We start from the raw sequence: 12,257 nt of genomic DNA, 5'->3' as shown, positions 1-12,257 counted from the left end.
TTTCCTGACATTCATTATATCGAGACTTCTATGGATTTCTTCCCAACCCTCTTTTACTTCCTCGTTGTCATCGGCGTCCTCGTGCTTGTGCATGAGCTCGGCCACTTTCTGGCAGCGAAGTTCTTCGGAATGCGTGTGGATCGCTTCAGCATCGGTTTTCCTCCACGCGCCTTCGGCAAGAAAATCGGAGACACAGACTATTGCGTTTCCTGGATTCCCATTGGCGGGTACGTGAAGATCGCCGGTATGGTGGATGAGAGTTTTGACACCGAGTTCATGAATGAAGATCCGAAACCATGGGAGTTTCGCGCAAAGCCGATCTGGCAACGCATGATCGTGATCTGCGCCGGCGTCGTGATGAACGTCCTCTTGGCGATTGTCATCTTCTGGGGAATCATCATGTATCAGGGCAAGACCGTCAAGCCGGTCACCGAGGTCGGCTACGTGGCTGCGGAAAGCCCCGCGGCAAAAGCCGGGTTTCAGGTACGCGACGTTATCGTCAGCGTCAACGGTGAACCGGCTGCGAACTGGGAAGAAATAGAGAACCTTCTCTATTCAACCGCTCTTTCCGGGAATCTTATTGTCAACCTGAAGCGCAACGGCGAGGCGACAAGTCTGAAGATCGGGCGACCAATTACCTCCGAAATGCTCGAGAGTGGTCTCGGGTTGTTTCCGGCAGGAATCGTTGCGCTCGTTGGAAGCGTTGAGGCTGGCAAACCGGCCGACCTGGCGGGTCTGAAGGCGGGGGATGTGATTCTGGATCTGGGCAATCAGAAAATCTCTTATCACTCTTTGCCCGAGACGGTCAAGCGCTTTGCGGGCAAAGAGGTAACGATCACGTGGAAGCGTGACGGGGAGGTCAAGGAAGCTCGTCTTGTGCCAACCGGCGAGGGGAAAATCGGCGTTGGGTACACGCCCCTTTATAATGGTCCGTATGCAAACGTTCATTATTCCGTTTTCGCTGCGTTGCCGGAAGGGATCAAAGATGCCTGGAACATGAGCTGGATGAATGTGAAAAGCATCTACCAGATATTCGTCGGGCGGGTCTCTCTTTCAAAATCAGTTGCCGGTCCGATCATGATCGCCAAGATGGCGACACGGTCCGCAGAGGTTGGCGTTATCAACTTCCTTGGATTCATGGCGCTGCTGAGCATGAACCTTGCGATTCTGAATCTTTTTCCGTTCCCGGCCCTCGACGGCGGGCATGCCATGTTTTTGATCTATGAAGCCATCTTCCGTCGCGAGATCCCGGCGAAGGTGAAGATCGCTCTTCAGCAGGTGGGCTTTGTCCTTTTGCTTGTTTTTATGGCCTTCGTTCTGTATAATGACATCATTCGTTTTTGACCTCTTTCTGTGTGACTGTGCTCACCTCTATTGAATCGTAAGATTCTTACTTTTCTGACAAACTATCTTAACCATTAAGGAGGGATGTTCATGAAAAAACTCTTGTTGGCCGGTGGGGAGAGTTTGTTACGCATCGGTGCCGTCTTTGCCGTTGTCACTCTTGCGTGCGTCTTTGCTCCCTCCTCCCACGCCCAAACACCGGGCCAAACCTATAACCTCGTGTTCGACGGGTTTCCAAACGGCAGTATTGAACTCAGTACGTACATCGGTCTTGATCGAAAACTCAAGACAAACGTGCCCGGTCACACCCTGCACATTCAGGCAATCCCCGCGTTGACCAAAGCACAGCGGGTTCGACTTTCGATCGCCGTTTCAGCGCAAGGATCCGGCGTAACCGAGTGTAACAGACAAATCGCCACAGCCGTGACGGTGCCTTTTGATATCGTCGGTGCGGGACGCGATCTTGGCGCTTCCGATTTTACCGGCTCGTCGGGTATCGGCGTACAGACATCAAATACAGATCAGACCTGTATTGATGCGTTGGCAGACAAGATCACCCAGGGAGTTGCCGCAATTCCAACCGGCATCTACCGGTTAGATGTAGTTGTCAACGATGCAACAACCGGAGCGGTGCTCGGATCCGGCAATCATACGATCACCATCCTCGGCGCATCCACCACCGAAGCAACGCTGAGCCTTTCCTCTCCCCAGAATGGTGAGCAGGTCACTCAGTCTGCAAGCGTTGTCTTCAATTTTGAGAATTCCATCAGCGGGCGCCTCCTGGTATTCGAACATTCAAGCCTGACACAATCGCCCGATGACGCTACGCGGGACCTCAATTCACCGTTGAAGGTGGTTGATGTGGCGTTCGCGCAAAACCAAACCGGCAGCAATCAGGTGAACGCCGTCAGTCCGGGCCTTGCCACTCGTCCCTGGACCGCAGGCAAAAAGTATTCATGGTACTTCCTTGGATCGTACGCTTCTTCAACCTCTGTCGCTGCGGGAACCGGCGAAGTGAAAAAGAGCCCGGTCTGGTCCTTCACGGTTGTGTCCAGCGATCCGTTCTACGGTCGCCTCGTCGACGCCCTCGCGGGTGCCCCCGATCCGATTGGCTCCACATATCAAAACCTGGTTAACTCAGGTTACACGCTCAATCTTACAAGCCCATTTTACCTCCAAGAGGGGGACAACGGCGCGAAGCAATCTATCGACCTCACGCAGGTGCTTTCATTTCTCAGGGGCCTTGCGAGTCGAAACGTCCAATTCAAAGCCGGCATTGTAACCCAATAACTTCTTGGATGGAGGAATTTCCGATGAAACGATCATTCATGCTTGTCATTATTGTCGTTGTTGCAGCCCTCCTCGCGGCTCCTGCCTGGAACTTCCAGGACAAGAAGCCGATCGCGGCCTACATCATGAAGGTTGTCAACAATGTCGAGCGCAGGGGCGGTCCTTCTCAGGGCTGGACAAAGGCGGTGCAACTTTCCGAGCTCAAGGCCGGTTATGAGGTCCGCACACAAGAGAAGTCGTTTGCGATGATCAAGTTCGCCGACGATTCAAAGGTTGCTGTACGCGAGAAGTCGATCATCACGATCTCGGGCGAGGTTGCCGGCGGGAAGATTCTCAATCGCGACGTCTACATCGAACGCGGGCGAACATCCTTCGACATCAAAAAGCAGCAGACCGAGCAATTCCGGTTTACCTCACCGATCTCTGTTGCATCCATCCGCGGCACAGAGGGAGGAACGGGATTCGATCCGGCAACCACGTTTGCCGACATCACAATTATTACCGGTGTCGCTGAATTCTCGAGCACGCGGAGCGGCTGTAAAGTAGATGTCAAGGCTGGCATGACCGGAACGATTGACAGCAGCGCCAGCTGCAAGACGGACACTGCGTCCCACCGCGAGCTGAACAACAACAACCCGGGCTCCGGACTCAATCAGGGAACCGTCATCGATACCACAAAGCAGGGTGGCAACAGCCAACCTCCGCCGCCCCCTGCGACGAACAAATTTACGCTGAACTCCTCGTTGAGCGGGACGTTGACATCCGGCGCAGGAGCGCTGATCAAGATTGCTCTCGCGAATCCGCCCGAGGAAATCGGCCAGGTAACACTGTTCTACAGGAACCAGGGCGAGCCGTCGTTCAAGCAGCTCTCAATGGCCATCAGCGGCCCCAACATCTCGGGTACTGTGCCACCTGGAGACATTAAAGCGGGGACTGCGAAGATATTCGAATATTACTTCTCCATGCGCGGCTCCAACGGAACGACGTATACCTTCCCGGATACAAGCCCTGAGTCGGCGCCATACACGCTGCCGGTCAAACCCAGGGTGGTGTACCTCAAGATCCCGGTTACCTCTCCCACGGGAGAGCAGCGCTTTCTGCAAATCTCTTATGAAGAGTAGGTCTGCCGGACAATCGGGACCGTTTATTGCTTCTCTTGGTCGCTTTTAATACATTGACGGCAGGTCCAACGACCTGCCGTCTTCGCTTCAACTCAATCTGTCAATTCGCCTTTCCTCGTTCATTTCTAACATCACGGGAGATCACCCATGAATCGCGCCTTTGTTGTCTTTGCGACCGTTCTTTGCCTGTTTTTTGTGACGTTCCTCGACGTCGAGGCACAGGTGAGTTCTGTCGTGCTGCGCGTGAGCGCGCCGATGGTCAGTCAAAACCAGCCGTTACCGATCAGTGTCGAGTTTACACCGAGCGGCAGCGTTGAGCGTGTGATGCTTCGGTATCGCGGCTTTGGGGAAAGCGAATACCGGCAGCAGGAAATGCTTCTGGCTGGGAACTCTGCTTCGCTGACCATTGCGGGACAGTATGTTCTCCCTCCATATGTTGAGTATTACATCATCGTTCAGATGTCGGGCGGGCGGATGGAAACCTATCCGATTGAAAATGCTGAATCCACCCCCTTGAAAGCGACCGTGAAACCAGTTGATGCAAAGGAGCTCGAGGTCCGGCTCCTGAGCCCCGAACAGGGGGAAACGGTTGCCAGCGAAGATCTCGTGATCGCGGTTTCACTGTACTACGCATCGGAAAATGTAGACCGGAAGGCCACAAAGGTTTTCCTGAACGGTATCGATGTCACACCCCAGGCCTTGTTCTCCGACGACGTTATACTGTATTCCCCCGCGAATTTCCCCCGGCCATTGAGCCTCGGGGTGCAATTCCTGCGTGTCGATCTGTATGATACGAAGGGTTCCGCCTACCATTCGATCGAATCGAACTTCAACCTCTCCACTGCTGCCGCGATCGCCGCCCGCGAGTCCCGTTTCAAGATGGGCCTTGACGGCCAGCTTGAGTTCCGCAACGAAGATGTCGCTGCGACGAAGAACACGTTCATTCGCGGTCAGTTGCGTGCGCTCGGCACCTATGGGTCGCTCAACTTCGGCTCTAACGTGTTTCTGACAAACGAGGAAAAGCCCGACCGCCAGCCGCAGGATCGCTTCATGGCGTATGCGGACCTTGATTTCATCAAGGTGCAGGTGGGCGATGTGTTTCCGAAATTCCCGACTAATATTGTGAGTGGAAAACGGGTGCGCGGCGTTGCCGGCAACCTGTTCCTGAAGTTCTTCAATGTCGATGTGGCATACGGCCAGACGATGCGCAGCATCGAGGGCCTTGTCCTTCGCGACACCACATTCAAAGATTCAACAGCGCTGCTCTCGCGGCCAAGCAATGCGCTCCAGAAATCCGGTCTCACGTATTCTTTGTTTCAGGCTGGCACGTATACTCGCAATTTCTTCGCGGTCAGACCGAGTTTCGGCTCCGGCGAGAACTTCCAGTTCGGGCTCACATATATGAGCGCGAAAGATGATATCGCGTCGATCCGCTACGGCCTCACACCGCAACAAAACCTCGTTGCCGGTTCGGATATCGTGATCGCATTCGATGATCAGCATTTCCGTCTCGAGGGACAGGCAGAGTTGAGTCTGACGAACACCGACATTACAAATGGAAGCTTCAAGCAGGCCGACTATGATCTCATGGCGGGCAAGAACGATCCGGGCTTGACGGCGAGTCAGAAAGCCGAGCGGCAAAAAGATGCCGATGATCTGAAGAAAATTGGTGACGCCGCCAGCGCATACATGACGGTCAACCAGTACTTGTTCCCGCTCAACCCCGTCGGCACCGGACTCCCGGGTGTTGCCTACGAAGGCTTGCTGACGATGAACTATTTCAACAACTTCATCCGCGCGCAATACTACCAGCGCGGTAATGCATATCTATCGTTCGGAAACGAGTTTCTCCAGTCCGATATTCAAGGCCTTGCCGTATCTGACCGTATTCGCATGTTTCAAAACAGGGCGCTGCTGAGCCTGTCCTACGAACAACGCAAAGACAATACCGCGAAAACGAAGGTCGCAACCACAACATACGGCAACATCAACGGCTCGCTTACCCTGTTCCCTGCGAACAATTTCCCGTCGTTCACTGTCGGCTATGGAATCCTCACTCGCAAGAGCGACGCAAACTTCACAGATCCGCTGCAAAAACTCTTCGCGGCCGACGACCAGACGAATCGTATCTCTATCCAGCTTAACTATGATTTCAATGCCGGCGCGCGCCACAATCTTTCGCTCGGCGCGAACATCTCCGACAAGACAGACAATCTTCCTGCCGCACTCAACCGCGGCGGCCAGAAGAACAACAGCTATTTCGGCTCGCTCACATCAATTTTCCAGATACCGCTGCAGACAACCGTTTCGTTCAACACCAACATGACTCAGAGCGCGGCTCTGGCTTCCACACCGCTCGCCAATCTGCCGCAAATCGAATTCAAACTCACAGCGATTTCGCTGAACGCACAGTACCGGCTCCTCGAAGATAAGCTGCGCGTTGTCACGACGGTCAGCACCTCCACGGGCGATCTCAACCGTACCCTGGTTCAGGGAGGGCTCGACTACGCTATTACCGTCAGCCACGCCCTGGCGCTGCAATATGATTACATCCAGAACTCCGGATACAAAGACGACAACATCATGAGCCTCGTCTACCGCTTTAATTTCTGAGTTCGATTTCTGAAAGGTGTCCATGGCATCCTACTCATTCAAAAAAAACATCCTCCCTGTTCTGCTTAAAGCCGGAATCGGACTGGGGATTGGCATTCTTGTCGCCCTCATCCGCGTCGCGGATCCCGGGTTTATTCAAAATGTCGATCACCTCACCACCGACTATCGCTATCAACAGAGATATGATCGGCAGAAGAGCGGCGGTGAGCAGTGGGATCGGAACCTTGCCAATGTCATAATCATCGGCATCAACGATAAAGACCTCACAGCGCTTCCCGAGACGTTCCCGTTCCCCCGTTCATATTATGCGCATGTGATTGAAAACCTTGAAAAGGCCGGCGTTCTTGGGGTTGTGCTTGACGTGACTTTTGACTCGAAGCGCGATAGCGTTACCGATGCGGCGTTCGAGAACGTCATGACCAAATACAACAATGTTGTGCTTGCTGCAAAAAGTGAGGAGTCTACAGGCGGCGGGAAGTACACGCTGAGCACTCTGGAGCGGGCATACGGCAACTACTTTTACAAACCGGGCCGGCGAGTCGGCCTCACCAATATCGCCGGGAAAGACCGGGATGATGTAGCTCGGCGCTATTATCCGATGATGGCCGTTGGAAATTTTCTGACGCCCACGCTCGGCTTCGCGGCGCTCAACCTCGCGCTGAACCTCGCTGACACGGCTGTGGTGGATGTTCGTGGTCGAAACCTTGTGCTCGGCGACCGGGTCATACCCACGATCGACGGGCGCTCATTCATGCTTAATTATTACGGCCCGAGCGGCACCTTCCGGTATTTGAAGTTTCAGGAAGTCATAGATGACTCCACGTTCAAAACGAAAGAAGAGCTGGAAGTCGAAGCAGACATCAACCAGTTCGATATCGACCCCGAGGTGCCCAAAGCTCTAAAGGGGAAGATTGTCATCATCGGTTCCACGATGCCGGAAGAGCGCGATTACCACGCTATTCCCATACTGAATCCCGATGGAACTTCTCTGATGTACGGAGTGGAGATTCACGCAACAGCGATACAGAATGTTCTGGACCAGAATTACATACGCCGCGCTGATCCAAACCTCGAGCTGGGCCTGATCGTGTTTCTCTCCCTTATTTCGTTTCTCGTGATTCTGAGGGTCAGACAGATAAAGGTCCGTTTTGTCGCCCTGCTGGAGGTTGCGTCCCTCGCTATCGTGGCGCTGCTGGTGTTCGCTGTGTTCGAGATCGCCGTTCGTTCTTTCATGAACGACAGCACGCTCGTCAATATTGTGTATCCCGGCCTGGCTGTTGTCCTCGCCTATCTCGGCGCTGCCGTCTATCAATATCTCTCCGAACGACAGCAGAAAGCCCTGATCAAGAACGTCTTCAGCAAGTACATCAGCGCAGCGGTCGTCAATGAACTCGTCGCAAACCCGGAAAAGGCAAAACTCGGCGGCGATCGTCGTGAGTTGACGGTTTTCTTCTCTGATATTGCCGGCTTCACAACAATCTCTGAGCAGTTCTACACTCGGCCGGAAGGTTTGGTGGAATTACTCAATGAGTATCTCGACGAAATGACCACCATCGTTCTGAACCATCAGGGAACGCTGGATAAATACGAGGGGGATGCAATCATGGCCTTCTGGGGGGCGCCGATCCCTCAAAAAGACCACGCCCTTCGTACGTGCCTCGCGTCGCTTGATATGCAAAAACGTCTCGCCGCGTTGCGACCGAAATGGAAGAAAGAAGGAAGACCGGCTCTCGAGGTCCGGATCGGTATCAACTCGGGAACAATGATTGTCGGCAATATGGGAGGAAGGGACCGGTTCGACTACACTGTTATCGGTGACAGCGTCAACCTCGCGTCCCGCCTGGAAGGAGCAAACAAGCAATATGGCTCCAGTATCATGATCAGCGATTTCACCTACCAGCATGTAAAGGGGCAGGTGATGGTTCGCGAACTCGATCTCATTCAGGTAAAAGGAAAGACGGCGCCGGTGAAGGTGTGGGAACTGCTCGGCACGGCCGACATGCACATGACCGACGACCAAAAGCAGTCGCTGGAAATTTATCACGAAGGGCTTCGGCTCTACCGTGAACGGAGCTGGCAGGAAGCCATCGCGTACTTCCAACAGGCAAAGCAACTTGATCCAACCTGCCGGGTGTCGGAAATCTACGAACAGCGGGCGAATCTCTATCAACTCAATCCGCCCCCTGCAGATTGGACCGGCGTCTTCGTGATGACAACAAAATAGACTGCAGAAGTCCGAACTCAACAGGAGAAGAGCCGGAAAGTGACACCTTTCCGGCTCTGTTTTTTCTATGGACATTCTCAACCAGCTTTCGCCCCGGCGGTTTCGTGAGGTTGACGATCTTCTGGCGTTCATCTCGATCTACGATGACTCGCTCCGGACGCGTTCCTACCGGTCACTGCTTCGCTCTCACGCAAAGCTCGTTCGCGGCGCCGTCTGTGTTGAGGGGGGCTGCGGACTGGGCCTTTTTGCTGTTGAGCTGGCTCGCCTGGGAGCGCGCAAGGTGTACGCTGTCGAGCACAATCCTCTTCTGGTAAGACTCGCCCGGGAGCGTTTTCAGCGTCTCCCCGCGAGCGTCTCCCGGCGGATCGAACTGGTTGAACTCCCGCTTCAGCAATTCTGTCCGCCAGAACACGTTCACCTGCTCGTGCACGAATTCTACGGACAGTTGCTATATGACGAGGACCTCTGGGTTCTCGATCACCTTCGGTTCCAGCCGGATATCGTGATTCCTGACGGTGGTGAGTTGCGCGGGGGGACGGTTTCATCTCTGTTGTACAGAGACCGGGTTGTCACCCCGGGGGTCATCGAAAGACTCGATGGCGTGCTTGTTTCGGGCCTTTTCGAGGGGGAGTCAAGAGACCTTCGTCAACCGGTCCTTCGCTGGAGTTTTGGCAAAGGGCTTACCTCGGTCAAACACAGCCTCCTGCGCAGCAAGGGTGACTTGCTCTGTCTGGGGTTGATGGTAACACATAAAGGAAAAAGAGTCTGCGAAGCCGGCAGCGGTTCAAATTGGTCGCACGTATGGACAAAGAGGGCGGGAAACGAAATCTCGCTGCGATTCCGTAAGCCGGCTGATGGGGTTGGAATGGATTGTCGCTTCGGATGGAAGCGCTAGGCGATCCGAAACGTTCTTCGGTCTTATTGCCGCGCCGCTGCTCTCACAAACCTTTCATCCTGCAACATAAACCGCAACGAAATACGATGAGTGTTCCCCAGGGTCTCGTCAGCGGCGAACTTCGCAAACGAATAGTCGACGTCGAGCATACGCAAATGAAGTCCGGCTCCGAGAGTGAGCTGTTTGATGTCGTTGTATCCAACGCGCAACGCCAGGGTCTTCTTGTAGTCAAATTCCAATCCGGCATGCGGATCAAAACTCACCGGACCGAGATTTGCGATGGACGCGAAGCGGCGGTTTTCAAAGTGAACATCAATATCGACAACCGGTGTGAACCGGCCGTTAAGAGCGTCAATTCCATATGCCGCGCCGATTTTCATGGTCGGTGATACAAGTTCGTTGCGCCCGGTGCTCCATGCCACGAGTGTTGTCGTGACATCCTGGATGTTTATGCCGAGCGACAAGTCGTCGGTTGGCGCATAGAGAGCCCCAACATCAAACCCGATACCCGTCGCAGACTGATCTGCCAGGTCGCGACGGATAATTTTGACGTTCGCTCCGTACTTGAATTCTCTCGACGATCGTTTTGCATACGTGAAATACAGCGCCCAATCTGCCGCGTTGAAATAGCTGATCTTGTCATAATCCAGACGATCGGCCTTGTCGAAAACGCCGTTGCCGTTGCCGTCGATCCAAGCATCTCTGGTGTCCGGGATTCCGTCAACGCCAAGCCTCAGGACGCTTAATCCCAGGCTCGCATCCGGACCATACGGGATTGCCACCCCGGCAAAGTCATAGTTCACAAGGCTTCCAAAGCGCTCATCGTGCATGACGATGCCTTCGGGGTAGTTGATCCGAGCAAGCGCCGCCGGATTCCAATAGCCAGCCGTCGCGTCGTTGACCATGGCAACGTGCGCGCCGCCAAGCCCGAGCGCCCGGCCCCCAACACCAATTGCCATGAACTCGCCGGCGTATTTGGCGATTGTTTGCGCGCCCACGATGGCGTGAAGCGCCAGTATTATAGCAATAATATTCCCGTATCTTCGCATGGTGTTTCCCGTCTTCTTGCAGCGAAAGGACATGAAACAAAAAACCGAATTCACCCTCATGCAATGAATTCGGCAGGCATGCATTGCTAGAGTGATTTGCCTTGAAGCTGGTATCGCACCACCTCACGCTCTAGCAATTTTCGATGTTCTTGTGCCCTTTCTGACATGAAGATAACGGAAAATCGCAGAGATTGTCAAGCCGCCGCCCCGAGGCAAACTCTCGCGGCGGATATTGTTGATTTTACCGCCAAAAAATCTTAAGCTCTTGCTGTTTTGGAGCCGTCGCCGCGGAAAGAACGGCGCTCCTCTCGCGGCTCTCAGGAAGAACCCTCATGAACAAGATTCAGGATGCTTCCTTCTCGGGTCTTTGCTCCGCCCGCCACCAGCGTTGCGGCCGGTCTATTGAACGCACCGATTTTCGGGTTGTGACGCGGCAAGATCTGTTTCGGTGGTCGCAAGACTTCGTTACACCGGATTCCTTCCAGCCGCTTCCCTTGCGCTGCGATGTGTGCGCCGGGAAAATGCTGCCAACTCATGTGAGGATCACGAAAGATGTAGATTAAGTTACGAGAAGGGTTGTGCCCGAGGTGGAAATCACTAAATTAAATCCGGATGACTGGCGCATTGTTATAGAAGAAGCTATTTGAAAGGAGCTGTCCTATGCCAAACAGGGTTTACAAACACATTGAACTGACGGGGACGTCAAGCACATCGATCGAAGACGCTGTCCAGAGCGCTGTTGCGCGCGCTTCCAGGACTGTGCGAAACATCCGATGGCTGCAAATCCTTGAGACGCGGGGCCAGGTCGACGAAGGAAAGGTGGTTCAGTGGCAGGTTACGCTGAAGGCGGGGTTCACGCTGGACGAGTGATCTCTTCGAATGGCGAGTATCGAAGCCCGGTCTGTTCTCTGCCGGGCTTTCCTTTTTCACAACTTGTATTGTTCGGGCTTTCGATCTGCAAGCAGGTCGTTATGATTGTTGATTTTCTTTTCTCTCGATTCCCCAAGATCGATTTTTACGACTGCAACGCCCGCCTCATCTGTTCCCAGTCGCACCAGTAGTTTTCCCCGTGGCGAGACAATTTCGCTCGTCCCAATAAAACGAAGATCCGTCGAGCCCCGGTTTTCTCTTCCCACCCTGTCGGCCGTCGCCGCAAACACATGATTCTCCAGACAGCGCGTGATCATGGCGTCCGGGCAATATGGCAGGACCAGGTTTGAGGGATGGAGAATCAACTCCGCTCCGTTGAGTGCCAAAGTTCTTGCCGATTCCGGATAGATCCAGTCGAAGCAAATCATCATCCCCACCCTCCCGAACGGAAGATCGAATACCGGAAAACCAAGATCTCCCGGCTCGAAGAAAAGCGTTTCTCTATCGAAGAGGTGGACTTTTCGATACAGACCGATCAGCCCGTCTGGACCGATGAGCGAAGCGGAGTTGTAGATACCACCCGCTCTCTCTGCAAATCCGTATGCTATGAAGCATGAATGACGCTGTGCGAAGTCCAGGAGGGTTCGAAACGTCGGACCGTCCGCCTGTTCGGCGACGGCTTCCACCTCCCGTCGCTCCAGGAAATTGTATCCCGTGTTGAACAGCTCGGGCAACACAAACAGGTCTGCCGCCGAACCTTCCATCAGTTCGATTGCAGACCGAACGTTGGGTTCGGTTGTGCCGAAATCCGGGTCCGTTTGCACAATAGCAATGCGCATAATGCTTGGTGT

9 protein-coding genes are annotated in these 12,257 nt (G+C 54.1%); 7 read left to right on the top strand and 2 right to left on the bottom strand.

The window, feature by feature from the left end; translation table 11 throughout:
• Positions 1-30: 30 nt before the first annotated feature.
• The 6 genes from rseP (at position 31) to NTU47_01625 (ending at position 9,487) form a co-directional block, all read left to right on the top strand.
• Positions 31-1,344: an RIP metalloprotease RseP gene (gene rseP / locus NTU47_01650; GenBank protein ID MCX6132492.1), complete on the top strand. Its 1,314-nt coding sequence runs from the start codon at positions 31-33 to the stop codon at positions 1,342-1,344.
• A gap of 90 nt (positions 1,345-1,434) precedes the next feature.
• Entirely contained in the window at positions 1,435-2,634 is a 1,200-nt protein-coding gene (locus NTU47_01645; GenBank protein MCX6132491.1) for a hypothetical protein, read from the top strand.
• 23 nt (positions 2,635-2,657) lie between these two features.
• Positions 2,658-3,755, top strand: a complete 1,098-nt coding sequence (locus NTU47_01640; protein ID MCX6132490.1) for a FecR domain-containing protein — start codon at positions 2,658-2,660, stop codon at positions 3,753-3,755.
• A gap of 147 nt (positions 3,756-3,902) precedes the next feature.
• On the top strand, positions 3,903-6,368 hold the full coding sequence (locus NTU47_01635) for a hypothetical protein (protein MCX6132489.1): 2,466 nt from the start codon (positions 3,903-3,905) through the stop codon (positions 6,366-6,368).
• A 22-nt stretch (positions 6,369-6,390) separates the two neighbouring features.
• Positions 6,391-8,592, top strand: a complete 2,202-nt coding sequence (locus NTU47_01630) for a CHASE2 domain-containing protein (protein ID MCX6132488.1) — start codon at positions 6,391-6,393, stop codon at positions 8,590-8,592.
• Between the two features lie 67 nt (positions 8,593-8,659).
• Positions 8,660-9,487 carry a hypothetical protein gene (locus NTU47_01625; GenBank protein ID MCX6132487.1) on the top strand — a complete coding sequence of 276 codons (828 nt, stop codon included), beginning with the start codon at positions 8,660-8,662 and terminating at the stop codon, positions 9,485-9,487.
• Between the two features lie 23 nt (positions 9,488-9,510).
• On the opposite strand, the gene NTU47_01620 is transcribed toward NTU47_01625, so the two are convergent.
• Positions 9,511-10,536, bottom strand: coding sequence for a PorV/PorQ family protein (locus NTU47_01620; protein MCX6132486.1), 1,026 nt, complete (start codon positions 10,534-10,536; stop codon positions 9,511-9,513).
• A gap of 660 nt (positions 10,537-11,196) precedes the next feature.
• On the opposite strand from NTU47_01620, the gene NTU47_01615 reads away from it, so the two are divergent.
• Positions 11,197-11,406 carry a dodecin family protein gene (locus tag NTU47_01615; protein ID MCX6132485.1) on the top strand — a complete coding sequence of 70 codons (210 nt, stop codon included), beginning with the start codon at positions 11,197-11,199 and terminating at the stop codon, positions 11,404-11,406.
• Between the two features lie 56 nt (positions 11,407-11,462).
• Here NTU47_01615 and NTU47_01610 read toward each other — a convergent pair whose 3' ends face one another.
• The gene (locus tag NTU47_01610; GenBank protein MCX6132484.1) at positions 11,463-12,245 is read right to left on the bottom strand and encodes a hypothetical protein; all 783 of its coding nucleotides are present in this window, start codon (positions 12,243-12,245) and stop codon (positions 11,463-11,465) included.
• Positions 12,246-12,257 lie beyond the last annotated feature (12 nt).

This window comes from Ignavibacteriales bacterium, assembly GCA_026390595.1.
In the GTDB taxonomy this organism is placed as follows: domain Bacteria; phylum Bacteroidota; class Ignavibacteria; order UBA10030; family UBA10030; genus UBA9647.
Note: the sequence above shows the minus strand (reverse complement) of the source record. Positions and strands in the feature narration are given on the sequence as shown.